At 70.7% G+C, this 26,704-nt stretch carries 21 protein-coding genes and 1 pseudogene; 16 read left to right on the forward strand and 6 right to left on the reverse strand.

Annotation, left to right across the window (positions count from 1 at the left end):
• Positions 1–199: 199 nt before the first annotated feature.
• The 3 genes from AAFF41_RS24305 to AAFF41_RS24315 all read right to left on the reverse strand — a co-directional run bounded on the left by AAFF41_RS24305 (position 200) and on the right by AAFF41_RS24315 (position 4,025).
• The gene (locus AAFF41_RS24305) at positions 200–1,282 is read right to left on the reverse strand and encodes a CU044_5270 family protein (RefSeq protein ID WP_343324624.1); all 1,083 of its coding nucleotides are present in this window, start codon (positions 1,280–1,282) and stop codon (positions 200–202) included.
• The gene (locus AAFF41_RS24310) at positions 1,279–1,917 is read right to left on the reverse strand and encodes an RNA polymerase sigma factor (protein ID WP_319751244.1); all 639 of its coding nucleotides are present in this window, start codon (positions 1,915–1,917) and stop codon (positions 1,279–1,281) included. Before AAFF41_RS24310 ends, AAFF41_RS24305 begins: the two co-directional genes overlap by 4 nt.
• A 623-nt stretch (positions 1,918–2,540) precedes the next feature.
• The gene (locus tag AAFF41_RS24315) at positions 2,541–4,025 is read right to left on the reverse strand and encodes a S1C family serine protease (RefSeq protein ID WP_319751243.1); all 1,485 of its coding nucleotides are present in this window, start codon (positions 4,023–4,025) and stop codon (positions 2,541–2,543) included.
• 267 nt (positions 4,026–4,292) lie between these two features.
• Between AAFF41_RS24315 and AAFF41_RS24320 the strand changes: the two genes are divergently transcribed.
• From AAFF41_RS24320 to AAFF41_RS24330, 3 genes are all read left to right on the forward strand, one after another.
• Positions 4,293–5,102 (forward strand): glycerophosphodiester phosphodiesterase, encoded by an 810-nt coding sequence (locus AAFF41_RS24320; protein WP_319751242.1) that lies wholly within the window; start codon positions 4,293–4,295, stop codon positions 5,100–5,102.
• 137 nt (positions 5,103–5,239) lie between these two features.
• Positions 5,240–5,878 carry an ATP-binding protein gene (locus tag AAFF41_RS24325; RefSeq protein WP_319751241.1) on the forward strand — a complete coding sequence of 213 codons (639 nt, stop codon included), beginning with the start codon at positions 5,240–5,242 and terminating at the stop codon, positions 5,876–5,878.
• A 193-nt stretch (positions 5,879–6,071) separates the two neighbouring features.
• A complete protein-coding gene (locus AAFF41_RS24330) occupies positions 6,072–7,037 on the forward strand; it encodes a DUF5926 family protein (RefSeq protein WP_190174490.1) in 966 nt (321 codons plus the stop codon).
• Between the two features lie 263 nt (positions 7,038–7,300).
• Here the strand turns inward: AAFF41_RS24330 and AAFF41_RS24335 are convergent, their stop codons facing one another.
• Positions 7,301–7,972, reverse strand: a complete 672-nt coding sequence (locus AAFF41_RS24335; protein WP_343324625.1) for a hypothetical protein — start codon at positions 7,970–7,972, stop codon at positions 7,301–7,303.
• 55 nt (positions 7,973–8,027) lie between these two features.
• Positions 8,028–8,693, reverse strand: a complete 666-nt coding sequence (locus tag AAFF41_RS24340) for a bifunctional DNA primase/polymerase (RefSeq protein WP_101398972.1) — start codon at positions 8,691–8,693, stop codon at positions 8,028–8,030.
• A 481-nt stretch (positions 8,694–9,174) separates the two neighbouring features.
• Between AAFF41_RS24340 and AAFF41_RS24345 the strand changes: the two genes are divergently transcribed.
• From AAFF41_RS24345 to AAFF41_RS24360, 4 genes and pseudogenes are all read left to right on the forward strand, one after another.
• Positions 9,175–10,698: a PP2C family protein-serine/threonine phosphatase gene (locus AAFF41_RS24345; protein ID WP_082417600.1), complete on the forward strand. Its 1,524-nt coding sequence runs from the start codon at positions 9,175–9,177 to the stop codon at positions 10,696–10,698.
• Positions 10,699–10,913: 215 nt separating this feature from the next.
• Entirely contained in the window at positions 10,914–12,416 is a 1,503-nt protein-coding gene (locus tag AAFF41_RS24350) for an aminopeptidase P family protein (protein ID WP_382038564.1), read from the forward strand.
• 164 nt (positions 12,417–12,580) lie between these two features.
• Positions 12,581–14,020, forward strand: coding sequence for a MocR-like pyridoxine biosynthesis transcription factor PdxR (pdxR, locus tag AAFF41_RS24355; RefSeq protein WP_343324626.1), 1,440 nt, complete (start codon positions 12,581–12,583; stop codon positions 14,018–14,020).
• 46 nt (positions 14,021–14,066) lie between these two features.
• Positions 14,067–15,272 (forward strand): annotated as a pseudogene (locus AAFF41_RS24360) (MFS transporter); the annotation flags it as partial.
• 415 nt (positions 15,273–15,687) lie between these two features.
• Here AAFF41_RS24360 and AAFF41_RS24365 read toward each other — a convergent pair.
• Positions 15,688–16,143, reverse strand: coding sequence for an ATP-binding protein (locus AAFF41_RS24365; protein ID WP_054236932.1), 456 nt, complete (start codon positions 16,141–16,143; stop codon positions 15,688–15,690).
• Between the two features lie 234 nt (positions 16,144–16,377).
• On the opposite strand from AAFF41_RS24365, the gene AAFF41_RS24370 reads away from it, so the two are divergent.
• From AAFF41_RS24370 to AAFF41_RS24410, 9 genes are all read left to right on the forward strand, one after another.
• Entirely contained in the window at positions 16,378–17,199 is an 822-nt protein-coding gene (locus AAFF41_RS24370) for a hypothetical protein (RefSeq protein ID WP_343324627.1), read from the forward strand.
• A gap of 201 nt (positions 17,200–17,400) precedes the next feature.
• Positions 17,401–18,138 (forward strand): YcnI family copper-binding membrane protein, encoded by a 738-nt coding sequence (locus tag AAFF41_RS24375; protein ID WP_319751213.1) that lies wholly within the window; start codon positions 17,401–17,403, stop codon positions 18,136–18,138.
• 106 nt (positions 18,139–18,244) lie between these two features.
• Entirely contained in the window at positions 18,245–18,895 is a 651-nt protein-coding gene (locus AAFF41_RS24380) for an SCO family protein (RefSeq protein WP_319751212.1), read from the forward strand.
• Positions 18,892–19,377, forward strand: coding sequence for a copper chaperone PCu(A)C (locus tag AAFF41_RS24385; protein ID WP_319751211.1), 486 nt, complete (start codon positions 18,892–18,894; stop codon positions 19,375–19,377). The genes AAFF41_RS24380 and AAFF41_RS24385 overlap by 4 nt, the downstream gene beginning before the upstream one ends.
• Before the next feature lie 13 nt (positions 19,378–19,390).
• Complete coding sequence (locus tag AAFF41_RS24390) at positions 19,391–21,553, forward strand: copper resistance CopC/CopD family protein (protein WP_415925949.1); 2,163 nt, start codon at positions 19,391–19,393, stop codon at positions 21,551–21,553.
• A gap of 8 nt (positions 21,554–21,561) precedes the next feature.
• The gene (gene efeB, locus AAFF41_RS24395; RefSeq protein WP_319751210.1) at positions 21,562–22,860 is read left to right on the forward strand and encodes an iron uptake transporter deferrochelatase/peroxidase subunit; all 1,299 of its coding nucleotides are present in this window, start codon (positions 21,562–21,564) and stop codon (positions 22,858–22,860) included.
• Between the two features lie 34 nt (positions 22,861–22,894).
• Positions 22,895–23,830 carry a prephenate dehydratase gene (gene pheA / locus AAFF41_RS24400; RefSeq protein WP_319751209.1) on the forward strand — a complete coding sequence of 312 codons (936 nt, stop codon included), beginning with the start codon at positions 22,895–22,897 and terminating at the stop codon, positions 23,828–23,830.
• Positions 23,831–24,525: 695 nt separating this feature from the next.
• A complete protein-coding gene (gene serS / locus AAFF41_RS24405; RefSeq protein WP_060901687.1) occupies positions 24,526–25,803 on the forward strand; it encodes a serine--tRNA ligase in 1,278 nt (425 codons plus the stop codon).
• The gene (locus AAFF41_RS24410) at positions 25,800–26,642 is read left to right on the forward strand and encodes an HAD family hydrolase (protein ID WP_343324628.1); all 843 of its coding nucleotides are present in this window, start codon (positions 25,800–25,802) and stop codon (positions 26,640–26,642) included. Before serS ends, AAFF41_RS24410 begins: the two co-directional genes overlap by 4 nt.
• The last annotated feature ends 62 nt before the right edge of the window (positions 26,643–26,704 follow it).

The following is a 26,704-nucleotide window of genomic DNA, read 5'->3' on the forward strand; positions in this document are numbered from 1 at the left end:
CGAGCGGGCCACAGCATTGCGGTCCTGTTCCGCTTCTACGCCAAGGCGATCCACCGCAACCAAGCGCGGGCCAACCAGCAGATCCAACAGGCTCTCGACGCGATCAACGAGCCCGACGTCGAGTAGGTAAACCGGCTCGTAGGGGCGTCCCCTGTGGGGCGCCCCCGCCCAGCGGGGTCTCAGCGGGGCGATGGCGTTCTCACGCACCGGTACCTTGCGCGCCGGGGCGCTGCTTCTGGGCGTCGACGACGGCCCGCTCCAGCACGGCGGTCCAGTTGATGACCGTGCCGGGCTTGATGCCGTCGGCCTGCTTGACCTGGACAGCGCGGCTGCCGAGATAGGCGTACGTCTTGGGGTCGAAGATCCACTCGGTGCGGTCGCCGCTCTTCTGGTCGACGTGGGCCAGGGCGATTCCCTCGCGTCCCGCGGCGTCCTTGGCATGCTCCACCACCACCACCCCGGGGATCTTGGCCGCGGCCCGGTACAGCGCCGCGTTCAGCTTCGCCGGTGCGAGCTCCTCGTTGAGCAGGTCACCGACCGTGGTGAATGCCTGCTGGTCCGGGGAGTTCCCCTGGCCCTTGGTCTCCTTGTAGATCTTCTTCAGCAGGGCGTCCGGGTCGGTGGGCAGCGTCTTGAGGTAGTCGTAGGAGGGGCCGCCCAAGCTGCTCTCGACGTCCGTGTTGAGGGTGACGCCGCCCTTGGGCTGGTAGCCGGGCTCGTCCAGCCAGCCCTGCTTGCCGTCGGGGGAATTCCAGACCTCACGGATATGCAGGGGCTCGACCAAGGTCTTGGACTCGTCTGCGTCGGTGTGCGAGACGGAGAGGTAGGAGACCTTGCTCTTGATGTAGATGTACTGCCCCGGGCCGGGTTCGGGCGTCTCGCTGGCCGAGGCGGCGGCGGCGATGTGCTCGACGGTGGAGGCGAGCTGGGCGGTGCTGCCGGGCTCGATGCGCACGACCGGCGCTTCGACCGGGGGCGGGGTGGCCGCGACCGTGCCGTTGCCCCCGGAATTGGTCAGCGCGGTGAAGGCGAAGGCGCCGGCCAGGGCAGCGGCGGTGACCGGGACACCGATCAGCAGGACACGGCGTGCCGGGCGGCGGGCCGGCGCAGGGGCGGGTGCAGGGGCGGGTGCAGGGGCGGTGCGCTGGATCTCGTTCATCAGGTGCTCCTCTAGAAGCAGGTGACGGTCGAGCGACAGGTGCGGGTCTCCCGGCGCCGGCAGCAACCGGGCCAGCTCCGCGTGGTCCAGCGACTCCTCACGCCGAGACTTCTTGCGGATCATTCGGACCTCTCCTCGTACGACTCGTGTGACCGGGCCGCAGAAGTGCGGCCGCCCTGTACTTGTCCGTTGCGCGGTAGCGGTTCCTTGCCTTTTCTCAGTTCTTCGTCGGCCAGCCTGCTCAGCCGTTTACGGGCGCGGGACAGGCGCGAGCGCACGGTGCCGACCGGGACGCCGAGCACGGCCGCCGCCTCCGCGTAGCCGAGCCCGGACCAGACACAGAGTGTGAAGACCTCGCGCTCGCTCCGGTTCAGCTTCTTCAGCACCCGCTGGGCGGCAGCCAGCTGGTCGGCATCGGCTATACGGCCGACGAGTTCGTCGGCGAAGTCCGGGACCGTTTCCTTGGCCGGCAGGCGCTCCAGCGCCCGCTTGTGGCGGCGCGCGGCGCGGGTGGTGTTGCGCAGTACGTTCACGGCGATGCCCATGAGCCAGGGGCGCGGGCTGTCGCCCTCGTCCCGCAGCTTGACGCGCAGCCGCCACGCCTCCAAGAAGGTCAGCGAGACGATGTCCTCAGCGACGGTCCAGTCCCCGGTCACGCGCACCGCGTGCCGGTGGACCAGTCGGGCGTGGTCACGGAAGAGCTCGCGGAACGCCTCGGGGTCGCCTGCCCGTATCCGGGTGTGCAATGAGTAGTCCACGTCAAGCCTTGTCCACACGGCGGGGCGGGTTCCCGTGGCGTGCGTCACACGGTCAGGAGACATCGAGCTCCGCGGCCAGGCTCGCACATCACGGCCACCGTCTCCGTGGGCTGAGCGGCACCTCGGGCGGCAGCGAGTACTGGGCGGCACGGCCGTTGAGCAGCAGGGCAGGTGGCTTTCTCAGGTTGGGTGGAGGTCTTGTCTGTCATCGGCTCGAACTGTGGAGATCTCCTAAGAGCTCGCGCAGGCAGGCGAGTTGGGGTACCTCGGTAGCAGAACAGGCGTAGGCCCTGGTGATCATGGAGCTGCGACGCTGTGATCACCGGGGAGACCTGTGCCTGCCCTGCCCGCGGCCCGACATCCGGTCCACGCCTGGTCCACACACGCTGATCCACAACGTGACGGAGCCGGATCAAGGTAAGAGCTCGATGCAGAAGGGGTGCCTCTCGGCGAGAGGCACCCCTTCCGACCAGCACGTCTATGACCTGCGGTGGCGGTGCGGTCCGAGCCCACGGGGACGCTTTCGCGTCCTCACGTTTTTCGAGACCGTTCCCTTGGGCCGCTCGGGCAACCCACCCCGCGCCACCGGCGATCGTCGGTGGCGCGGGGACACGACTGACCGGTCAGCTGTCGCCGTCGCGCTGTCCGAGGGTGACCTCGGCCGTGTGGGTCTTTCCGTCGCGCGTGTACGTGAGCTTCACGACGTCGCCGGGCTGGTGGGTCCAGATCTCGCCGATGAGGGTCGGGCCGCTGTCGATCACCTGGTCGTCGAGCTTGGTGATGACGTCGCCGGGCTTGAGACCGGCCTTGTCTGCGGGGCCGCCGGAGGTGACCGCCGCGGAGCCGCTCGCGCCCTGCTCGGTGATCTTCGCGCCGCCGGTGCCGTCCTCGAGGGAGACCGAGGCGCCGATCACCGGGTAGACCGGCTTGCCGGTCTTGATCAGCTGCTGGGCGACGTGCTTCGCCTGGTTGATCGGGATCGCGAAGCCGAGGCCGATGGAGCCGGACTGGCTGGTGCCGCCCAGACCGCCGCTGCTCGAGGACTGGATCGCCGAGTTGATGCCGATGACCGCGCCCTGGGCGTCAAGGAGAGGGCCACCGGAGTTGCCCGGGTTGATCGAGGCGTCCGTCTGCAGGGCGCTCATGTAGGAGGCCTTGCTGCTGGCACTGCCGTCGCTGGAGGCCACGGGGCGGTTCTTGGCGCTGATGATGCCCGTGGTCACCGTGTTCGAGAGGCCGAAGGGCGCGCCGATCGCGATCGTGGAGTCGCCGACCGCCACCGCGTCGGAGTCACCCAGGGTGAGCGGCTTCAGGTCCGACGGCGCGTTCTTGAGCTTGATGACCGCGACGTCGTAGCCCTGCGCGTGACCGACGACCTCGGCGTCGTACTTCTTGCCGTTGGGGAAGGTCGCGGTGAGCTTGCCGCCGTCGACCGCGTCCGCCACGACGTGGTTGTTGGTGAGGATGTGGCCCTGGGTGTCGAAGACGAACCCGGTGCCGGTGCCGCCCGAGCCGCTGCTGCTCTCGGCCTCGATGGTGACGGTGCTCGGCAGCGCCTTGGCGGCCACGTTCGCGACCGTGCCCGAGGCCCGCTTCACGTCACCACTGCCGCTCGGCGCGGAGACGGTCGTCGAGTCGGTGGAGTTGTCGTTGTTCTTGGCCAGCGAGTAGCCGATGCCGCCGCCGACGCCGCCCGCGACCAGCGCGGCCACCAGGATCGCCGCGACCAGGCCGCCGCGCCGGTTCTTGGGCTTCGGCGCGGGCTGCTCGTACGAGGAGCCCCAGCCGCCCGCTCCCGAGCCGCCACCGTCCGCGTACGAGGGAACGGCGGGCGGCGGGGGCGGCCAGCCCGCCTCGGCGGCGGAGACCGGCGCTCCGGACGCTCCGGGGGCGTGCCCGTGAGCCTCAGGAGCCCCGGCGCCCATCGACGCGTACGCCGGTGTCTGCTCCGGTGCGCCGGGGGCGCTCGGAGGCACCGCCGGGAGCTGGGCGGTCGGCGCGCCCCCTTCGGGCGCAGCGCTCTGCGCGGAAGCAGCGGGAGTTTCCACCGGCACGGGAGGTGCGGACGGGGCCGGGGGTACTGCAGTGCCCTCGTTCTCGGTGCTCACAGCTCTTCTCCTCGGTCCACGGCTGTTGTTCTCGGTCGCACTCGGTCACGCTCACTCACGCTTGTCAGACGGTCCGGCGCGATGCAGCTGTGCTGGTGTGCATGTGCTTTTTGTACGCCGTCAGCTTTTCCCACGGGACGTCAGAGCACCATAAGCGGTGGCTGTGGGTCCAGGACCATCCTTTATATCGGGCTCTTTATACTAAAAAGGAACATTCCTGGTGTCTCGGCCCTCACGTCGGCCCTGCGACGGTGGCACCATGACGCGGTGACCCACGCACGACAGCACCCGATTCAGGTCGTCGCCCACCGCGGGGCCTCCGAAGACGCTCCCGAGCACACCCTGGCCGCGTACAGGAAGGCGATCGAGGACGGTGCGGACGCCCTCGAGTGCGATGTACGACTGACCGCGGACGGACATCTCGTCTGTGTACACGACCGCCGCGTCAACCGTACGTCCAACGGCCGCGGAGCCGTCTCCGCCCTGGAGCTCGCCGAGCTCGCCGCCCTGGACTTCGGCTCCTGGAAGAACCGCGACGAGTCCCCCGACTGGGAGTACGGCCCCGGGGACCCACAGGACACCTCCGTCCTCACCCTGGAGCGACTGCTCGAACTCGTCGCCGACGCGGGCCGCCACGTGGAGCTGGCCATCGAGACCAAGCACCCCACACGTTGGGCGGGCCAGGTCGAGGACCGGCTGCTGCTCCTCCTGAAGCGCTTCGGCCTGGACGCCCCGGCGAGCGCCGCCACCTCTCCGGTGCGCGTCATGAGCTTCTCGGCGCGCTCCCTGCACCGCGTCCGGTCCGCGTCCCCGACGCTGCCGACGGTCTATCTTCTGCAGTTCATCTCGCCCCGGCTGCGCGACGGACGACTGCCGGCCGGTGTCCGGATCGCAGGCCCCTCGATGCGGATCGTGCGCAGCTACCCCCGATACATCGAACGGCTGAAAAGAGCCGGTCATCAGGTCCACGTCTGGACGGTGAACGAACCCGAGGATGTCGATCTCTGCGTTGAACTGGGCATCGACGCCATCATCACCAACCGCCCACGCGCGGTGCTGCACCAACTCGGCCGCTGACCTCGCGGCTCGTCGTCCGGAAACCACCGCTCGAGGTGCCGACGACAGCCGTCGAACCACGTCAACCACTGCCGAAATCCAGCCACTCGGTTACAGGGAGTGCACCGGCGCGTTCGTTCCGTGTTCGATCGTTACGAGTGCGTCAGCAGACGTGGATTGGCCGGTTTCCGGTCCAGTCCAGAAGGGCATCCACACCGTGGCGTGGGGCAAAGGAGGTCTCGGGGGTGGCGTTGGTGGTGGCACAGGAGGTGCCCACGTCGTCGAGCATGGCCGTTCCCCATGGCCCTGCGGGCGTGGGGAAAGCAAGACATCGGATGCGCGATCAACTGCGCACCGGTGGAGTGACGGAATCGGTCATCGACGACGCCGTACTGATCCTTTCCGAACTTTTGAGCAATGCGTGCCGGCACGGCAGGCCCCTCGGCGACGCCCTCGCCGGGGACGGCGACGTGCGGGCCGCGTGGCGCGTCGACGCGTCCGGGAGGCTCACCGTCGAGGTGACGGACGGCGGTGGTCCGACCCGCCCGGTTCCCGCCACACCCTCGGTCACCGCACACGGTGGCCGCGGGCTGAACATCATCACGGCGCTGGCCAAGGACTGGGGCGTACGGGACGACACCCGCGGAGAGGTCACCGTGTGGGTCGTCGTCCAGGACGACGTGACGGACACGGCCGCCGCGCGTCGGCGTGACGACTTCGCTACGCGCGTCGCGTCACCGGGTGTGACGGGACTGCCCGGGCTGGACTTCACGGACGCCTTCGACGACGTGGACTGACCAGGGCAGGACGGGGCGGGACGGGGCCGGGCGGGACGCGACGGAGCGGGGCGGAAACCACGGGCGGAAGCCCCGGACGGAAGGTCCGGTTCCGTGACGACTCGGTGCGTTGTCCACAGGGTCCCGTCGGCTGACGTACGAGCGGCTAGGCTCGCGCCAGTACGAGACGAGCCGTGATCGGGAGACACCCACGATGGCCAAGAAGCGACCCCAGACGAAGGCCAAGCAGCCTCAGCTCAAGGACGGGGAGATCCCGGTAGTCGGCGCTCGCGAGCCCTGCCCCTGCGGCAGCGGCCGCCGCTACAAGGCCTGCCACGGCCGGGCGGCCGCACACGCGGTGACGGAGCTGGTCCAGCGCCCCTTCGAGGGCCTGCCGAGCGAGGGCGACTGGGTCGCGCTGCGCGAGCTGGTGCCCGCCGCCACGGTCGAGCTGAAGCTCAAGGAGAGCCTGCCCGAGGGAGTTCCCTCGGTGACGCTCGCCACCGTCCTGCCGATGGCCTGGCCCGCGCTGCGCCGCGACGACGGCTCGGTCCTGATCGGCCTGCAGAACGACACGGCGTCCGGCGACATCAGCCGCGACCTCGCCGACACCCTCCAGCGCGCGCTCACGGCCCAGCCCGGCACCCCGATCCAGGGCCGCCGCGCCCCGGCCGACGGCCCCCGACTGCAGGAACTGCTCGACCCCGAAGGCGCGTTCGAGCCAGTTGTGCACTCGGGCTTCGAGTTCTGGGTCCCGGACGCGGAGCACTCGACGCCGGAGGTCACCGCCTCCCTGGAGCGGGCCAACGCGGCGGCGATCCCGACCGTGAAGCTCTCCGGCGTGGACGCGGCGTACTGGTGCGAGACCCCCGACAAGAACCACCTGCGCTGGGTGATGCCGTACCCCGAGGAGCAGCTTCTGGACGCGCTCGCGCGGCTGCACGCGGCCGGTCGCTCGAGCCTCGGCGAGGGCACGCGGCTGGTCGGTTCCTTCCGTGCGCACGGGCTCACGGTGCCGGTCTGGGACCTGCCGACGGGCGTCACGGCCGACGATGTGGAAAAGCCGGCGGCCGAGTTCGCCGAGCGGCTCGCGACCGCCCTGGCCTCGGACGCACCGCTCACCCCGGACGAGCGGCGAGCACGCGGCGGCCTCACGAACCGACAGGTCACGCTCAGCTGACACACAGCTGGGGCACTGACCGACCGGTCAGCTGGTCGGCGCTTCACGGAGTGGGTGACTCCTGTCACAACTCCCGGCGGTGACAGGTAAATCCGTGTCCGAATAGCCGAGATCGAATTTGCGAACCGCCGATCTCTTGTTACCGTTCGAGTAGCCCGGTTGCTGGTGCATCCCCCGTCGCCAGCAACCGGGTCTTTCCATGTCCGGATTTTCCTGAGACGTCAACCGCCTTGCTACGGGGCCGAGTTGCTCCCCGAGGCACTCTACGGACCGCTCTCCGGTCCCCTTCCCGAGGTGCTCTCGGAGTCGCTCCCCGAGGCGCTCTCGGCCTCGCTCCCCGACCGCAGCAGCATCGGCCCGCTCCCGGCGCTTCTCGCGAACTCGGCGACCGCCGTGTACGCCCCCACACCCCCCTCCGTACGCCCTCTGGGCGTCTCGCACACCCCCGGGTCGTCCTCGGCGCCCACCGCGCAGTTCATCTCCACGGTGCGGCCACCGGGGCCCATGAGGCTCAGTGTGGAGCTCAGCTCGTCACCGGTCGCGTTGCGGTAGTAGGTGCGCGCCCAGCTGTCCTCCCCCTGGGTCATGACACAGGTCTGCGCCTCGATGCCGTCGGGGGAGGAGAGTTCGGGGCCGCACCGGGCGGCGGTGGCCCGGCCGAGGCCCAGAAGCCGGGGCACGGGCGCGGAAGCGGGAGGGGTCGCGGAAGAGGAACGGGGAGCGGCGGGGGCTGCCGTTCCCTTGTCGTCGATCGTCCGGGACGCGCGTAGGGCCTCGGAGCTCCCGTCACCGACGGGTCCCGCGGAGGCCACGGTCAGTGGCAGGGCGACCGTGAACACCACGAGGCCCGCCAGCGCCACCAGGCGAACCCTGTGGAAGTCCGGCCCGGCACGTAGAGACGATGGGGCTCTGTGTCCCCCGGAATGACGCTGCATAGTGCGGAACATAACGAGCGTGGGTGGGCGCGCGGCTCACCGCGCGCCGGGCACCCTACAACTCGGGCGCGCTCACACCCGTACGAGTGAGCGCCTCCACCACCGCGTCCACCACGGCCTCCACATCGGGCACCCAGGGCGCGGCCGAGCCGGGCAGTGGTGCGCGCTCCCAGCGGATCTGGCCCTGGCCGGTCTCGGACGGGGGCAGCGCGATGTAGCCGCCCTCGCCGTGGAAGCGCAGGGACCCCGGCACGAAGTCCTTGGCGTAGAGGAGCTCGCCGAGCTGCTCCATGGAGTAGGGCGCGACGAGGATCGCCCAGCGCGTGGGCGCCGCGACGACCGGGCCGAGACGCATGCCCGTGCGGTCGAGCGCGTCGAGTGCGCGGGCCGCCGCGAGGGCGGGCAGGCTCACCGCGCAGGGGGCCGTGCCTCCGGTGGCCAGCACGATGGGTGCGGACGGCCGGTTGGTCCACCACCAGCGCACCATGCGCTCGTCGGTGGTGGCCGCGAGGAGGCCGGGGTCGAAGGGGTGGGCACCGGGCACCGTGCACTCCGGGTCCGGGCACCCGCAGCGGGCACGCCCCTGCGGGTCCGGTGCCACACCCGGGAGCACGGGCCACTGCCAATCGGTCGCGAAGGTCAGGGCCGCGCTGAGCATCTCAGGCCTCCCGTTGTTTCGCCTGGACAGGAGCCTGCGTCGCCTTCCGAGGATCTCGCGCATGAGCGCTCGTTCCTTTCCGTTGCACGCCTGGCAACACCGTGGATCACATCACGTCATGTGTCGATCACTTCACTGTGCGTACCTGCTGGCGCATCACACCCTTGCGCACGGCAAGGGGAACCCATCTGGGCCGAGCATTGGCTGCGTCCGCGTCCATACTGTGTCTGTCTAAAGCATGGGCATGGCGTGGGGTGGCGGCGCCTGGCGTTTTGCCGTCCCGCTGTTTCTTGCCGCCTCCGCCACGGGAGGATGGGGCACGGTCGTCGGTGGTTAAGACGCCCGGGTCCGTCGCCAGGTTCCGGGCGGATCCCAACCACCCCTGGCCTTCACCGAGTACGTACCCATCACGACCGCTGTGACGCTCCGTCGAACGAGGCCAGTCGACCTCAATAACCCGTTACCTGAGTCAGTTTTAAGCCAACTTTGCTTTCCCGCAAGGGTTACCGAGGGTCTCATGGACACCAGGAATCCCAGCAGGACAATGCTGGACATCCCCTCACGAGTGCGTGTACATGTGGAGACACTGCTAGCGGCGCAGAACGACATGGGGGTTTGCGATGCTATCGAGCAATACGCACCGGTCGGAAAGCCGGACACCATGAACGCCCCTCACGTTCCGAAAGTGGCCGGAATCGATTCAACGGTTCCCGCGCCCGCACACACTGTCGCGCCGACGACCTCCGTCACGGGTTCCGCAACGGGCTCCTCTTCGGCCACCTCGTCCACCGGCCCCGGAGCCGTTCTCCAAGATCGGCTCGCCGGCTGGGTGTCCGACCTCACCACCCTCCACGAACTCACCGAGCGCCTGGTGCGCACCGCGACACTGAACGACGCGCTGCAGGAACTGCTGCGCGCCGGAGCCGCCCTCGTGGGCGCCCGGCGCGGTCTCGTCGTCATGGAACCGGGCGACGGACTCGGCCCGGACACCACCATCGGTCTGGGCCTCGCCCGCGCCGACCTCGGCCACATCGAGACCGTCCCGCGCAGCGCCATGTCGTACGGCAGGATCCTGGACGGACTGCCCGGCGGCGAGGGCGAGATCTCCCAGCCCGACCTCCTCTCCGAGGACGGGCTCGACCCCCGCCACCGCGAGGTGGCCGCCCGGCTCGGCTACGCCGCGAGCTACGCGCTGCCCCTGTCCACCAAGGCGGCGGGCCGGCTGGGGGCCGCCGTATGGCTCTACGACGAACCCGCCGAACCGGTGGAGCGCCAGCGCCACCTCGTCGGCCTCTACGCCCGCTACGCGACCGAACACCTGGCACGGCTGCTGGAGCTGGACCGCACACGCGCGTGCATGAAGACGATCTCCCAGGAGCTGCTGCCGCCGCGGCTGCCCCGGGTCTCCGGTGTCCAGCTCGCCGCCCGGCACCGCACGGGCCCGCGCGGAGGCGGCGACTGGTACGACGCGCTGCCGCTGCCCGACGCCGCGCTCGGCCTCGCGGTCGGCTCCGTCACCGGGGCCGGGCCCAGCGCGGTCGCCGCCATGGGCCGGCTGAGGGCCTCACTGCGGGCGTACGCCGTGATGGAGGGCGAGGACCCCGTCGCCGTCCTGTCCGACCTCGAGCTGCTGCTGCGCCTGACCGAGCCCGCCCGCTCCGCGACCGCCCTCTTCGCGTACTGCGAGCCCGCCCTGCGCAAGATCACGCTCGCCGGGGCCGGACACAGCCCGCCGCTGGTGATCGGCGCGCGGCGCACCGAGTTCGTGGAGACCTCGCTGTCCGCGCCCCTGGGCATGCTCGCCTGCTGGGAGGCGCCCAGTGTCGAACTGACGGCCGAGCCCGGCGAGACCGTGCTGCTCTACACCGACGGCCTGCTGCACCGCACCGGCGACCCCATGGACCGCGCCTTCGCCCGGCTGCACGCGGCGGCCGCCAGCGTCCCCAGGACGCTGCGTGAGGATCCCGGCGCGCTCGCCGACCATGTTCTGCGGTCCGTGCTGCCGGACGGGCTGGACGAGGCGGACAGCGGGGAGGACGTCGTACTCCTGGCGGCGCGCTTCGACTGAGGTCCGCGCTTCGAGTGCGGTCGATCCACACTTCGAGTGCGGTCGGTCCACGCTTCGAGTGCGGTCCTGTGGGGCCGCCGCGCTGAGCTCTGCGCGTAACAGGACTTCCGGCCCTGGGCCCGCTCCCGTACGACCGTACGATGATGGGTGTCCCCCTGCTCGAGCACAGCGGAGAGCTGGGGCGAAGGTCCAGAGTCGTATCTAGGAGGCAGACCGTGTCGGAGGCGCTCAACCCGGAGACCCCGGAAGCCGTGCTCGACGATGCCGCTGACGAAGCGGGCGAAGAAGAGCCGATCAAGCAGCGCAAGAACGGCCTGTACCCGGGCGTGTCCGACGAGCTCGCCGAGAACATGAAGTCCGGATGGGCCGACACCGAGCTCCGCGGCCTCACGCCGATCGCGCAGGCCGAGTACACCGCCACCCGCCGCGCCGCGCTCTCCGCGCGCTTCCCGGGCGAGCGCCTGGTGATCCCGGCGGGCAACCTGAAGACGCGCTCGAACGACACGGACTACCCCTTCCGCGCCTCGGTCGAGTACGCGTACCTCACCGGCAACCTGACCGAGGACGGCGTCCTGGTCCTGGAGCCCACCGTCTCCCCGAACGGGAACGGCGGTCACAAGGCGACGATCTACCTGCTGCCGCGCTCCGACCGCGAGAACGGCGAGTTCTGGCTGTCCGGGCAGGGCGAGCTGTGGGTCGGCCGTCGTCACTCCCTCACCGAGGCAGAACAGCTGTACGGCATCCCCGCCTCCGACGTGCGGGAGCTGGCCGGCAAGCTGCGTGAGGCCACCGGTCCGGTCCGGGTCGTGCGCGGCTACGACGCCGGCATCGAGGCGGCCCTGACCGACAAGGTCACCGCCGAGCGCGACGAGGAGCTGCGGGTCTTCCTCTCCGAGGCGCGGCTGATCAAGGACGACTTCGAGGCCGGCGAGCTCCAGAAGGCCGTCGACTCGACGGTGCGCGGCTTCGAGGACGTCGTGAAGGTCCTGGACAAGGCCGAGGCGACCAGCGAGCGCTACATCGAGGGCACCTTCTTCCTGCGCGCGCGGGTCGAGGGCAACGACATCGGTTACGGCTCGATCTGCGCCGCCGGCCCGCACGCCTGCACGCTGCACTGGGTGCGCAACGACGGGCCCGTGCGCTCCGGAGACCTGCTGCTGCTCGACGCGGGCGTGGAGACGCACACGCTCTACACCGCCGACGTCACGCGCACCCTGCCGGTCAACGGCCGCTACAGCGAGATCCAGAAGAAGATCTACGACGCCGTGTACGAGGCCCAGGAGGCCGGTATCGCCGCCGTGCAGCCCGGTGCCAAGTACCGCGACTTCCACGACGCCGCGCAGCGCGTGCTGGCCGAGAAGCTCGTCGAGTGGGGTCTGGTCGAGGGTCCGGTCGAGCGTGTCCTGGAGCTGGGTCTGCAGCGCCGCTGGACCCTGCACGGCACCGGCCACATGCTCGGCATGGACGTCCACGACTGCGCCGCCGCGCGGACCGAGACGTACGTGGACAGCACGCTGGAGCCGGGCATGTGCCTGACGGTCGAGCCGGGCCTGTACTTCCAGGCGGACGACCTGACCGTCCCCGAGGAGTACCGGGGCATCGGCGTGCGCATCGAGGACGACATCCTGGTGACCGAGGACGGCAACCGGAACCTGTCGGCGGGGCTGCCGCGCCGCTCCGACGAGGTCGAGGCGTGGATGGCGGCTCTGAAGGGCTGACGTAGGGGGCTGGGCGTAGGGCCGGCGTAGGGCTGATGGCCGGGTACGAGAAGTGCCCGGCCCTTCGTCTGCGGGTAGGTCGTGGCTGGTCGCGCCCACGCGGCGGAGCCGCATGGTGTCACGGCCCCGCGCCCCTTTGGGCGCGGGAACTCACGGGGGGATGAGTGGGCGACGACTTCTGGTCCGGTGTCGGGGTGGATCTGCATCTGGAGCCGGACGTGGCCGCGGGGCGCAGGACCGGGCTCGAACGGGCTCTGCGGGACGCGGTGCGCGACGGCCGGCTCGCTCCGGGCACACGGTTGCCCCCGACCCGGCGGCTCGCGACCGAACTCGGCATCTCACGCGGGACCGCCAAGGGGGCGTACGACCAACTGGTCGCCGAGGGGTACCTGACAGCCCGGCAGGGGTCGGGCACCGAGGTCGCGGTGCTTCCCGCGGACGCCGTGTCGGAATCCGTCGGGGCTCCCCGCGCGCGTGCGCCCCGTTTCGATCTGCGGCCGGGCAGCCCGGACGTCGGTACGTTCCCGGCGGCGGCGTGGCTGCGGGCGCTGCGCCGCGCGATCGCGACGGCGCCCTCCCTGGCGTACGACTACGGTGACCCGCGCGGCCGGATCGAACTGCGGACCGCGCTCTCGGGCTACCTGGGACGGGCCCGGGGCGTGATCGCGCCGCCCGAGCGGATCGTGATCACCTCGGGATACGTGCAGGGGCTCGCGCTCCTCACGCGTGTGCTGGACGGCGGGGTGGTCGCGATGGAGGACCCCGGACTGCCGTTCCACCGGGACGTGGTGCGGCGGGGCGGAGCCACGGTGGTACCGCTGAAGGTGGACGAACGAGGCGCCTGCGCGGGGGAGTTGGCTTCCTCGTCGGCGGACGCGGTCGTCGTCACGCCCGCCCATCAGTACCCGACCGGGGTGACCCTGCACCCCGAGCGGCGGCGGGCGCTCACCGACTGGGCACGCGCGCGCGGCGGACTGATCGTCGAGGACGACTACGACGGTGAGTTCCGCTACGACCGGCAACCCGTCGGCGCCCTCCAGGGCATGGCACCGGGACAGGTCGCCTACCTGGGTACGGCGTCCAAGACCCTCGGCCCCGCCCTGCGGCTCGGCTGGATGGTGCTGCCGCCGCACCTGGTCGACGCGGTGGCCGACGTGAAGCTGCACAGCGACCATCACACCGAGTCCATCGGCCAGTTGGCGCTGGCCGAGATGATCACCAGCCACGCGTACGACCGTCATGTGCGTGCCTGCCGACTGCGGTACCGGCGACGCCGGGACCAGTTGCTCGACCGGCTGGGGGCGCGCAGGAGCGTACGCGGTATCGCGGCCGGGCTGCACGCACTGGTGGACGTGGCGGACGAGGCGGAGGTGCTGGCGCGGGCGGAGGAGGAGGGGCTCGCGGTCGGGCATCTCGGCGAGCACTGGCACGAGCGCGGCGAGGGGCGCCCTCAGGGCTTGGTCGTGGGCTACGGGACTCCCCGGGAGCGGATCTATCCGGAAGCGCTGGAGGCGTTGGGGCGGGTGCTGGACGGGAGCCGGGAGGTGTCGGGCGGGAGCCGGCGGGTGTCGGGCGGGAACCAATTGGGTCGCAAAAAGGCGTGAGGATTGGTCCTGTTGACAGGTCCACCGGGCCCGTAGCGTCGGAGTCATGACGAATCCGGCAGCATCCGCGCGGTCGAGCCGCCTCGTCCCGCCCGTGGGACCGCAACGCGTCCTGGCTCTCGCCCAGCTGACCAACTCCGTGGGGGACGGCGCCTATTACGTGACCTCCGCGCTGTACTTCACGCATGTCGTGGGGCTGGCCCCCGCGCGCGTGGGGCTCGGGCTGACCGTCGCCTGGGCGATCGGCTCCCTTGTGGGCGTACCGCTGGGACGGCTCGCCGACCGGCGCGGGCCGCGTGGCACGGCGGTGCTGCTGGCCCTCGCGACCGGAGCGGCGGTGGCGTCCTTCCTGGTCGTCCGCGGCTTCCTCCCCTTCGTCCTCGCGGCCTGCGCGTACGCCTCCGCACAGTCGGGGCTCGGGGCGGCCCGGCAGGCGCTGCTCGCCGGGCTGATACCGGCCGGGGAGCGGACCGGGCTGCTCGCCCATCTTCAGTCGACCCTCAACGCCGGTCTGGCGGTGGGGGCCGGCCTCGGCGGGCTCGCACTGCACGCCGGTACACGGGACGCGTATCTCGGGGTGTTCGCGCTGGACGCGGTGAGCTTCCTGCTCTGCGCGGGTGTGCTGCTGCGGCTGCCGTCCGTGCCGCGCGCGACCGTGCGGCACGGTCACAGGGCCGGTGTCCTGCGCGACCGCCCGTACGTGCTCGTCACGTTCCTCAACACCGTGCTGCTGCTGCGGATGCCGCTGCTCAGTCTGGGCATTCCGCTGTGGATCACCGAGCGCACCCAGGCGCCCGCCTGGCTGGTCTCCGCGTTGTTCGTCCTCAACACCGGTGCGGTGATGGTCTTCCAGGTGCGGATGGCGCGCGGTGTCACGGGCCTCGCCTCGGCCACGCGCGCGATACGCCGTTCCGGGTTCGTGATGCTGGTGTCCTGCGCGGTCTTCGCGCTGTCGGCCGGTGCCTCGCCGTGGGTCGCGGCCGGGGTCCTAGTGGCGGGCGCGGTGCTCCAGGTCGTCGCCGAGATGCAGCAGTCGGCGGGTTCCTGGCAGGTGGGCTTCGACCTCGCCCCGGCCGACCGCATGGGCGAGTACCAGGGCTTCTTCGGCACGGGCGTCACGGTGGCGCGCACCGCGGGCCCACTGGTCCTGACCGCGCTGCTGGTGGGCTGGGGCACCCCGGGATGGCTGCTGCTGGGGGGACTGATGCTGGGGGCGTCGTACGGGATGGGCCCGGCGGTGCGGTGGGCCGCCACGCGCGAGGCGACAGCCCACCGCCGGTACCGGGACCGGCATCAGGTCCGCAACCGGGACCAGAACGGGAGTCAGAACCAGGAGCAGGACCACGACCGCCCTCCGACAGGGCTGGTCCGTCGCACGGCGCCGTCGAGCGCGGCGACCCGCCGTCGCACACCGAGCAGTCCCGCGGCGCCGACGAGGCGGCCGGTCCCGACGACGGAGGCGCCCTCCGATCCGCCCCGCCCACACCACAGGTCCCCGGCGGCGGCTTCGGTCTCATCGGCATGCGCGAACGCGCTCTGACCTCGAAGCCGCCTCCGGGCCGGGCCCAGACCCGGATGCGGCTTCGAGGTCAGGGCCGAACTCCCGCTGGGCGAGGCCGCGTTGGCGATCCACGAGACGGCCTTGGCGATCCGCTCCCGCCCGGGCGCTAAACCGCCATCAGCGGCGCGTCCTTCTTCCACTTGAGGATCTTGTCGAAACTGACCACCGCGCCGCCCCGCCCCGGCTCGTTGCCGATCTGGACGTGATCGGCGAGTTCCCGGATCAAGCAGAGCCCCCGGCCGTGCTCCGCGTCGCCGCGGACCGGGCGGAGCGCGGGACGCGCACGGCCCGGGGCGAAGCCCGGGCCGGAGTCGGAGACCTCGATGCGGCACTTCTCGCCGTCGAGGTAGGCGGTGACCCGATAGGCCTCGGACGCCGTACCGGGAGCGGCGTCGCCGCCGTGCTCCACGGCGTTGGCGCAGGCCTCGGTGAGGGCCACGGAGAGGTCGTACGAGACGTCCGGATCGACACCCGCCGTCTCCATCGTGCCGAGCAGCAGACGTCTGGCGAGCGGAACGCTCGCAGCCTCACGCCGCAAATGGAGTGACCACCAGATGCTCATGCTCCAGCCTCCCGGCCGCGGCTCGACATACCGTTACGTATTGCCGCAAGCACCTGTGCGCAATCGCCTGCGTGACGTGATGCCGCCCATACGGCGGATGCGCACGCGACAACGATCGGTGTATGTGCGGGTGGTTCGGCCCAGATCGTGATCTTCCGGACCACGGCTCGCGGACCGTCATCTTGCGGACCTGCCGTGGGAAGCGGGTGGGTCGAGTGCGATGATGAGCCCGCCATGACTGCCCCCCACCAGCGCAGGGCGCGCTCCGGACACGAGCTCCGGATTCTGCGGGCCGCGGTGTTCGCCGCGGTCTGTGTCGTGCTGGCCGCGGCCGGTCATGGGCTCGCCTCCTGCGCCACCGTCCCGCTGTGGACGCTCGGCGCCGGATTCCTGGCGGTCTTCGCCGTCGCCGCCGTGCTGGCGGGACGGGAGCGTTCACTACTCGGCATCGCCGCGCTGCTCGCGGGCGGTCAGACCGCGCTGCACACGCTCTTCGGGCTCGCCGGGACCGCTACGGCGGGCTCGGGCTCCATGTCGATGGCCGACACCTCACTCGTGGAACGTGCCGCACGCCTCGTGTGCGGCACGACCGCGGCGGCGATCAGCCCGGCCCAGGCCATGAAGATCCTCGCCGACGCACGGCTCGACACGGGCACCACCCCGTCCATGTCCATGCCCATGCCCCACTCCTCGGACGCGATGTCGGCCGCCACGGGGTCCTCGATGTCCGTGTGGCCGTCCCTGCCGATGCTGCTCGGCCACGTCCTCGCGGCCGTCGCCGCCGGCTGGGTGCTGCGCCGCGGTGATCTGGCGCTGCTGCGGCTGATGCGGCTGTCCGCGCACGGAGTCGCGGAAGGGGCGCTCGTACGATCCCTGCGCGGGGCGCTCGCGCTCGTACGCGCCCTGCGGGCCGGACTGCCGGGTACGCCCGACGCGACACCGCGCGCCCGGCGCACCGCACTTCTGACGCCGCCCAAGCCCCGTACCGCCGAGCTTCAGCACAGCGTCGTCCGCCGTGGACCGCCCCACTCCACCGCTCTCGTCCTCGCCGCCTGACACGACGCACCACTTCGCGGACCGATCCGAAGGATCCGTCCGGACCGATCCGAAGGATCCGAAGGATCCGAAGGATCCGAAGGGGACGCCGTCGTGCGGCACGCGCGCGTGCACGCGAAAACACCCCCAGGGGCCCCTCGCACCTTTCGCACGCGCACCCCCTTCTCCTCTCATCGGACTGAAAGTGGAGTGCTCTCTTCCATGAAGGCTTCCCGTATCGCCGCCGCCGGTGCCGTCGCCGCCTCGGCCGTCCTCGCCGTCTCCTCCCCCGCCTTCGCCCACGTCAGCGTGCAGCCGGAGGGCGAGGCCGCCAAGGGCGGTTACGCCGTCGTCGACTTCAAGGTCCCCAACGAGCGCGACGACGCCTCGACCAACCAGGTCGAGGTGAACTTCCCGACCGACCACCCGCTCGCCTCCGTCATGCCGCAGCCCCTCGACGGCTGGTCCGTGAAGGTCACCAAGACCAAGCTGGCCAAGCCGCTCACGATGCACGGCGAGAAGATCTCCGAGGCCGTCAGCAAGGTCACCTGGACCGCCACCGGCAAGGGCATCGAGCCGGGCTTCTTCCAGAAGTTCCCGCTCTCCGTCGGCGCGCTCCCCGAGGACACCGACGAACTCGTCTTCAAGGCGATCCAGACGTACGACAACAAGGAGGTCGTGCGCTGGATCGAGCCGCAGAAGGCGGGCCAGGAGGAGCCCGAGAACCCGGCTCCGGTGCTCACGCTCTCCGAAGCGTCCGCGGACGGCCACCACGGGTCCTCCGGCACCGCCGAGGATGCCTCCGACACCTCCACGGCGGCCCCCGCCTCGTCCACCTCCGCCTCCTCCGCGGACAGCAGTGACACCACCGCGCGCGTCCTCGGTGTCGTCGGCATCGTCGTCGGCGCGGCGGGCGTGGCGTACGGCGTTCTGGCCGGCCGTCGGCGCACCGAGGCCTGAGGCCCATCGCACGCCTCCTTTGTGCACCGGTAGGTCGTACGCCCTCGTCAAAGAGGTCGTACGACCCCGGTGCACACCGGAGCCCTCACATCTGGGACATTTTTCTATGCGCAAGAAGACGTATGCCGCGGCCGCCCTGTTCGCCGCCGCCGCACTGACCCTCTCCGCCTGCGGCAGCGGCGACGACAGCAAGCCGATCGCCGACGTGTCCGCCGAGGCCGGCACGGGCAAGGCCGCCACGGTCCTCGACAAGGCGTTCGAGAAGCCCGACCTCGTCCTCAACGACACGAACGGCAAGAAGTACGACTTCCGGGCCGAGACCAAGGGCGTCCCGACGCTGATCTACTTCGGCTACACCCACTGCCCCGACGTCTGTCCGACGACGATGAGCAACCTCGCCGTCGCCAAGAAGCAGCTGCCCAAGGCCGAACAGGACAAGCTCAAGGTCGTGTTCGTCACCACCGACCCGGCCCGCGACACCCCCGCCACGCTCGGCAAGTGGCTCAGGGGGATCGACCCCGCCTTCGTCGGCCTCACCGGCGACTTCCCCACCATCCAGGCGGGCGCCCGCACCCTGGGCATCTCCATCGAGCCGACGGCGAAGGACAAGAACGGCAAGCTCGTCTCCGTGCACGGCACCCAGGTCATCGCGTTCTCGCCGAAGACCGACGGGGGCTATGTGATCTACGGCGAGGACGCCACCGTCGACGACTACACCAAGGACCTCCCCAAGCTCATCAAGGGAGAGAATCCGTGAGCCGACCCGGAGGCCCTTCGAGGCGTCTCGCGGGATGCGTGGCGCTGACGGCCACGGCGCTGGCGCTGGCGGGCTGCGGCTCCGACGACTCCCCCTCGAACAAAGCGGGCAAGCCCGAAATGAAGATCACCGGCGCCTACATGCCCGCCCCCGTCATGGACACCATGGCCGCCGGCTTCTTCACGGTCACCAACTCCGGCGGCGCCGACACCCTGACCTCCGTCACCAGCGACCTCGCCCCGGACGTCACGCTGCACTCCACCAAGGGCGGCGCGATGGAGGAGCAGAAGTCGTTCGCCGTGCCCGCCGACGGGTCACTCGACTTCGCGAGCGGCGGCAACCACCTCATGTTCGAAAAGCTCACCCACAAGCCTCTGGAGGGCGAGAAGGTGTCGGTGACGCTGCACTTCACCAAGGCGGGCGCGGTGAAGGTCTCCATGCCGGTGAAGTCCGCGACGTACAACCCCAAGACCGGGCACTGAGGGAGGGATCACCGTGACACAGGCCATCGCTCCCCGTGCGGCTGCCACCACCACTGGAGGGGTCGCTTTTCGGGTACGGGCACTGCTGTTGCTGCTCCTCGCCGTGATCGGCGCGGTCCTGGCCGGCGCGGCGCCCGCCTCCGCGCACGCCGCGCTGACCGGCAGCGACCCCCAGCAGGGAGCGGTGGTCGGCCGGGCACCCACCCAGGTCTCGCTGACGTTCTCCGAGAAGGTCGCGATGTCCGACGACGCGGTGCGCGTGCTCGACCCCAAGGGCAAGCGCGTCGACACCGGCAAGGCGACCGACCTGGGCGGCACCACCTACGGCGTGAAGCTCCACTCGGGGCTGCCCGACGGCACGTTCACCGTCACCTACCAGGTGGTGTCGGCGGACAGCCATCCCGTTTCGGGCGCCTTCACCTTCTCCGTCGGCGCGCCCTCGCAGACCTCCGTCGCGCTCTCCGACCCGGCCGTGGGCGGCGGAGTCGTCGGCGCACTCTACGGAGTCGGGCGGTATGTCTCGTACGCCGGATTCATCCTTCTGGTGGGTGGCGCGGCCTTCGTACTGGCCTGCTGGCAGCGCGGCGCCGGGGTCCGTCCGGTGCAACGGCTCGTGGTCTCCGGGTGGCTCGCGCTGACCGGCGCCACCCTCGCGCTGCTGCTCCTGCGCGGTTCCTACGTCGGCTCCGGCAAGGTCGGCGACATCTTCGACCTGACGCTGCTCGGGCAGGTGCTACAGACCAAGGCGGGCGCGGCACTGGTCTCGCGGCTGCTGCTGCTCGCCGCGGGCGCGCTGTTCATCGCGGTGCTCTTCGGGGCGTACGCGCGGCGGGACGAGGCCGACGCGACCGACGAGGGCGACGCGACCGACGAGGGCGACGTGTCCGGCAGGAGTGACGCGTCCGACAAGGGGGACGGGTCCGACAAGAGCGGTGTCGATGCCGATGCCGAGAAGAGGGACCTCACCTTCGGGCTCGCGATCGGCGGCGCCGTCGTCGCGGCGGGCCTGGCGGCGAGCTGGGCGATGGCCGAGCACGCCTCCACCGGTATCCAGGCGGGCCTCGCGATGCCCGTGGACGTGCTGCACCTGCTGGCGGTCGCCGTCTGGCTGGGCGGCCTGTCGGCGCTGCTCGTGGCGCTGTTCCGGGCGCCCGTCGAGACACAGATCGACGCGGCGGCCGTACGGCGCTTCTCGCGCCTCGCGTTCGGCAGCGTGACCGTGCTGGCCGCGACCGGGATCTACCAGTCCTGGCGCCAGGTCGGCTCCTGGTCGGCGCTGACCGGAACGTGGTACGGACAGTTGCTGCTCATCAAGATCGGCCTGGTGGCGGTCCTCGTCGGCACCGCGTGGATCTCGCGGCGCTGGACGGCGCAGCTGTCCGAGGCGCCGCAGGCGAAGGCCTTGGCGACGGCCGGGGCCAAAGCCGGAGCCGGAACCGGGACGACAGCCGGGGCGACGGCTCTCGCCGAACTGCGGACGAAGCAGCCGACGAAGGTGCCCGCGAATTCCAGGGACTCCAGCTCTGGGGGCTCGGATTCCCCCAACGCGGATTCCAAGGACTCGAACTCCGGACACTCGAACTCCAGGGACTCGAGCTCCGGAGACTCCCGGCGTGCCGCTCAACTCGCCCGGCAGCAGACCGCCGTGGCCACCGCGCGTCAAAAGCGCCTCCGCGACGCCGACCCGGCCCGAGCCGGCCTGCGCCGCTCGGTGCTCGCCGAGGCCGGCATCGCCGTCGTCCTGCTGGCCGTGACGACCGTGCTGACGTCCACCGAGCCGGGGCGCACGGAGGAGGCGGCCAAGCTGGCCACCTCGTCCTCCTCGCAGCGGTCCGGGCCGCTCTCCCTGAAGCTCCCGTTCGACACGGGCGGCCAGGACGGCAAGGGCACCGCGGAGGTCACCCTCGACCCGGCCCGCGTCGGCGGCAACGAAATGCACGTCTACGTGGAACGACCGAACGGCAAGGCCTTCGACGTCCCCGAGGTGAAGCTCGCCTTCACCCTGAAGGCCAAGAAGATCGGGCCCCTGCCCGTGACCCCCGACCGCATCGCCACCGGCCACTGGTCGGCGATCGGGGTGCAGATCCCCATGGCGGGCGACTGGGAGATCGCGGTGACCGTGCGCACCTCCGACATCGACCAGACGACCGTCACCAAGAACGCGAAGATCGGCTGAACCTCACCATGGCTGACCAGCCCACTCCGGAAGCCACCACGGAAAAGACCCCTCCAGGAGAGGCCGTTTCCCAGAAGCCCTCTTCTGGCGGGGTCTTTTCCCGGCGACGGCTGCTCGGCACCGCCGGCGCCACCGGTCTCGCCCTGGGGACGGCCGGAGGTGCCGCCGGCTACGCGGCAGCGCCCGCCGCCGACAAGGCCGCGCCCCTGACCTCGCTCGGCGCGGACACGGTGATGTTTCACGGGAAACATCAGCCCGGCATCACCACCGCGCTCCAGGCCCGTGGCCACCTCGTCGCATTCGACCTGGCCGCGGGCGCGGGCCGCAAGGAGGCCGCCGCACTGCTGCGCCGCTGGTCGACGACGGCCCAGCGGCTGATGGCGGGCGAGGCTGCCGCGCAGGACGACACCGACGTCGCCCGTGACGCCGGACCGTCCTCGCTGACGGTCACCTTCGGCTTCGGAAACAGCTTCTTCGCCCGGACGGGTCTGGAGAACCAGCGCCCGGTCGCCCTCGACCCACTGCCCGACTTCTCCTCCGACCACCTCGACAAGGCGCGCAGCAACGGCGACCTGTGGGTGCAGATCGGCGCCGACGACGCCCTGGTCGCCTTCCACGCCCTACGCACGCTCCAGAAGGACGCGGGCAGCGCGGCCCGGGTGCGCTGGCAGATGAACGGCTTCAACCGCTCGCCCGGCGCCACGGCCCAGCCGATGACGGCCCGCAACCTGATGGGCCAGATCGACGGCACCCGCAATCCGAAGCCGTCCGAGTCCGACTTCGACCGGCGCATCTTCGTGCCGGCCGCCGGCGACCCGGCCTGGATGGCGAACGGCTCCTACGCCGTCGTACGCCGGATCCGGATGCTCCTCGACGACTGGGAGAAGCTGTCGGTCAAGGCCCAGGAGGACGTCGTGGGGCGGAGGAAATCCACCGGGGCGCCACTGACCGGTGGCACCGAGACGACCCCGATGAACCTCGACAAGACCGACGCCGACGGCAACCTGGTCGTCCCCCTCAACGCGCACGCCCGGATCACCCGGCCCGACCAGAACGGCGGCGCCGCGATGCTGCGCCGCCCGTTCTCCTTCCACGACGGCTTCGACCCGGACGGGGTGCCCGACGCGGGCCTGCTCTTCGTCTGCTGGCAGGCGGATCCGCTGCGCGGTTTCGTCCCGGTGCAGCGCAAGCTCGACCGCGGCGACGCCCTGTCGACCTTCATCCGCCACGAGGCGAGCGGGCTGTTCGCGGTGCCGGGTGGTGCGGCGGAGGGAGAGTACGTGGGGCAACGGCTGCTGGAAGGGTGATCCGCGGGGGACGGGGCCCATTAGGGTGACGGGTATGTCGGCGACGCGCTACACCTATCTCGGCCCCGAGGGAACGTTCACCGAGGCCGCCCTCCGCACGCTCCCGGAAGCCGCGACACGGGAGCTGGTGCCCATGGTGTCCGTGCCGGCCGCGCTCGACGCGGTGCGCGCGAGCGAAGCCGCGGGCGCCCTCGTCCCGATCGAGAACTCGGTCGAGGGCGGTGTCACCGCCACCCTCGACGAGCTCGCCAAGGGCGAGCCGCTGATGATCTACCGCGAGGTCGTCCTGCCGATCGCCTTCGCCCTGCTGGTCAGGCCCGGCACGGCCCTGAAGGACATCAAGACGGTCACCGGCCACCCGGTCGCCCAGCCGCAGGTACGCAACTGGCTCGGCGCCCACCTGCCGAACACCGTGTGGGAGTCGGCGGCCTCGAACGCGGACGGTGCCCGGCTGGTCCAGGAGGGCCGGTACGACGCGGCCTTCGCGGGCGAGTTCGCGGCCACGACCTACGGGCTCGAGCCACTGGTCACCGAGATCCACGACGCGGCGAACGCCGAGACCCGCTTCGTGCTGGTCGGCCGTCCGGCCCGGCCCGCGGCCCCGACCGGCGCCGACAAGACGTCCGTGGTCATCTGGCTCGGCGACGACCACCCGGGTGCGCTGCTCGAACTGCTCCAGGAGTTCGCGGTGCGCGGCGTCAACCTGATGCGGATCGAATCACGGCCGACCGGCCAGGGCATCGGCAACTACTGCTTCTCGATGGACGCCGAGGGCCACATCACGGACCGCCGTGTGGGCGAGGCGCTGATGGGTCTCAAGCGCATCAGCCCCCAGGTGCGCTTCCTCGGGTCCTATCCGCGGGCCGGGGTCGCTCTGGAGGACGTACGGCCGCTGCGGCCCGGGACATCCGACAGCGCGTTCTCGGCGGCGTCGGACTGGCTGGCGCGCTGCCAGGACGGACGGTTCTAGGCCGGTTCCAGGCCAGAACCAGATCCGGAGTCAGAACCAGAGCCAGGCCGGATCCAGGTCGGATCAGGCCCGTTCGGGTTCCCGCGTCGGGGGCTCGTCGGCGTGGGCTTTTCCACTGCCCTTCTCCGGATTCCATCAGTCCTACCTGCCGATTTTCGTCATCCACAGACGTTATCCACAGGTGTGCTTCTCGACCTGGGGACAAGTCGACAAGGAAGCACTACATCATCGACAAATCGGCCTACAGGGCCCAAGTTCGTCCACAGCCCCGCACGTCACCCCTCGTCCACTCTTTTCCCTTGATCAATCCTTTGGGGCGAAGCATTTCCACTCGAACGTGGGTGTGCGGATGGTTTGACCCGGGAATTCTTCGCCCCACATGCGGCTTTCGGAACGATCACCTCCGAAGTCCACAGATCTTCCGCACAGCCTGTGGATAACTCTGCGGGCGTGTGGATCCCTGTGGACAACCCCTTCTCAAGTACCGCTCTCCACAAGAGAATCCAGTCAACCCTCTGATTACCGTCTGCCCCGTTTCAGGGAGTACCGTCCCTTTTATTGACGCGGACCGGCACTCATGGGTGATCATTGGCGATCAAGGAATATCGATACGGCATTTCACTCATAACGTCACAGAAGTGACGGAGCGGAATATCGAGTCGATGGCCGGAAGCGCGCACCGGTAGCCTTGAGGGGTGATTGACCTTCGCCTGCTCCGTGAGGACCCCGACCGTGTTCGCGCCTCCCAGCGCGCCCGTGGAGAGGACGTCGCCCTCGTCGACTCCCTCCTCTCCGCCGACGAGCGGCGCAGGTCGTCCGGCGTCCGCTTCGACGAACTCCGATCCGAGCAGAAGTCGCTCGGAAAGCTGATCCCCAAGGCGTCCGGCGACGAAAAGGCCGAGCTGCTGAAGAAGGCCGGGGAGCTCGCCGCCGCCGTCAAGACCGCCGACGCCGAACAGCACGAGGCGGACGAGGAGACCAAGCGTCTGCTCCTCCAGCTCGGCAACCTGGTCCACCCGGACGTCCCGGTCGGCGGCGAGGAGGACTTCGTCGTCCTGGAGACGCACGGCACGATCCGCGACTTCGGCGCCGAGGGCTTCGAGCCCAAGGACCACCTGGAGCTCGGCGAGGCGCTCGGCGCCATCGACGTCGAGCGGGGCGCCAAGGTCTCCGGCTCGCGCTTCTACTACCTCACGGGTGTCGGCGCGCTCCTGGAGCTCGCCCTCGTCAACGCGGCGATCGCGCAGGCCACCGAGGCCGGCTTCACCCCGATGCTGACCCCGGCCCTCGTCCGCCCGCGCGCCATGGAGGGCACCGGCTTCCTCGGCCAGGCCGCGGAGAACGTGTACCACCTGGAGAAGGACGACTACTACCTGGTCGGCACCTCCGAGGTCCCCCTCGCGGCTTACCACATGGACGAGATCCTCGACGCCGACCAGCTGCCGCTGCGCTACGCCGGCTTCTCGCCGTGCTTCCGCCGCGAGGCCGGCACCTACGGCAAGGACACCCGCGGCATCTTCCGTGTGCACCAGTTCGACAAGGTCGAGATGTTCTCCTACGTCGACCCCGCGGACGCTGAGAACGAGCACAAGCGTCTCCTGGACTGGGAGAAGCAGTGGCTGACCGGCCTCGAGCTGCCCTTCCAGGTCATCGACGTGGCCTCGGGCGACCTCGGTGCCTCCGCGTCCCGCAAGTTCGACTGCGAGGCGTGGATCCCGACCCAGGGCAAGTACCGCGAGCTGACCTCGGCCTCGAACTGTGACGGCTTCCAGGCCCGCCGCCTGTCCGTGCGCATGCGCGACGGCAAGAAGGTCCAGCCGCTCGCCACGCTGAACGGCACGCTGTGCGCCGTCCCGCGCACGATCGTGGCGATCCTGGAGAACCACCAGCTGGCCGACGGCTCCGTGCGGGTGCCCGAGGTGCTGCGTCCGTACCTGGGCGGACGTGAGGTTCTGGAGCCGATCTCCAAGTGACCGCCGCCGCCGGTCCGACCGGATCCACGGGTCCGACCGGATCGTTCCCCTACGAGCTCATCGCGACCGATCTCGACGGCACGCTGCTGCGTTCCGACGAGACGGTCTCGGAGCGCACGCGTGAGGCACTCGCCGCGGTGACCGCGGCGGGCGCCGCGCACATCGTCGTCACCGGGCGCGCGGTGCCCTGGACCCGGCACATCCTCGACGACCTCGGCTACGAGGGTCTCGCGGTGTGCGGCCAGGGCGCGCAGGTGTACGACGCGGGGGAGCACCGGCTGCTCACCTCGGTGACGCTGGACCGGCAGCTGGCCGGGCTCGCGCTCGCCAAGATCGAGGCGGAGGTCGGCCCGCTGCTGCTGGCCGCGAGCCGTGACGGGCTCGACGGCGAGGTGCTGGTCGGCCCCGGCTACCGCAGGCAGGACGGCTCGCTCCCGGTCGTCGCGATCAGGGACGCGACGGACCTCTGGTCGGCCCCTCTGAACAAGGTGTACGTGCAGCACCCCACGCTCTCCGACGAGGAACTGGCCGCGGTGGCCGCCGAGGTCGCGGGCGGCCTGGTCGGCGTCACCATGGCGGGCGCGGGGATAGTGGAGATCCTCCCCCTCGGCCTCTCCAAGGCCACGGGGCTGTCCCTCGCCGCCCGCCGGCTCGGTGTGAAGGCCGCGGCCACGATCGCCTTCGGTGACATGCCCAACGACATCCCGATGTTCGCCTGGGCGGCCCACAGCGTGGCCATGGCGAACGCCCACGACGAGCTCAGGGCTGTCGCGGACGAGGTGACGTCCTCGAACGAGGAGGACGGCATCGCGGTGGTGCTGGAGCGGATGCTGGGTTAGCGGGTGAAGGGCACGGCCTGCGGCGCCGTATGCCCTGTCGGGCCCCGCACTCTGCCGAGTGC

Source organism: Streptomyces mirabilis (assembly GCF_039503195.1).
GTDB lineage: Bacteria > Actinomycetota > Actinomycetes > Streptomycetales > Streptomycetaceae > Streptomyces > Streptomyces mirabilis_D.

Bases quoted from the DNA above. Each gene is read 5' to 3' on its own strand.
- AAFF41_RS24305 (WP_343324624.1), bottom strand. From the start codon at position 1,282: ATGATCCGCAAGAAGTCTCGGCGTGAGGAGTCGCTGGACCACGCGGAG.
- AAFF41_RS24330 (WP_190174490.1), top strand. From the start codon at position 6,072: ATGGCCAAGAAGCGACCCCAGACGAAGGCCAAGCAGCCTCAGCTCAAG.
- AAFF41_RS24335 (WP_343324625.1), bottom strand. From the start codon at position 7,972: ATGCAGCGTCATTCCGGGGGACACAGAGCCCCATCGTCTCTACGTGCC.
- AAFF41_RS24340 (WP_101398972.1), bottom strand. From the start codon at position 8,693: ATGCGCGAGATCCTCGGAAGGCGACGCAGGCTCCTGTCCAGGCGAAAC.
- AAFF41_RS24345 (WP_082417600.1), top strand. From the start codon at position 9,175: ATGCTGGACATCCCCTCACGAGTGCGTGTACATGTGGAGACACTGCTA.
- AAFF41_RS24365 (WP_054236932.1), bottom strand. From the start codon at position 16,143: ATGAGCATCTGGTGGTCACTCCATTTGCGGCGTGAGGCTGCGAGCGTT.
- AAFF41_RS24370 (WP_343324627.1), top strand. From the start codon at position 16,378: ATGACTGCCCCCCACCAGCGCAGGGCGCGCTCCGGACACGAGCTCCGG.
- AAFF41_RS24375 (WP_319751213.1), top strand. From the start codon at position 17,401: ATGAAGGCTTCCCGTATCGCCGCCGCCGGTGCCGTCGCCGCCTCGGCC.
- AAFF41_RS24380 (WP_319751212.1), top strand. From the start codon at position 18,245: ATGCGCAAGAAGACGTATGCCGCGGCCGCCCTGTTCGCCGCCGCCGCA.
- efeB (WP_319751210.1), top strand. From the start codon at position 21,562: ATGGCTGACCAGCCCACTCCGGAAGCCACCACGGAAAAGACCCCTCCA.
- pheA (WP_319751209.1), top strand. From the start codon at position 22,895: ATGTCGGCGACGCGCTACACCTATCTCGGCCCCGAGGGAACGTTCACC.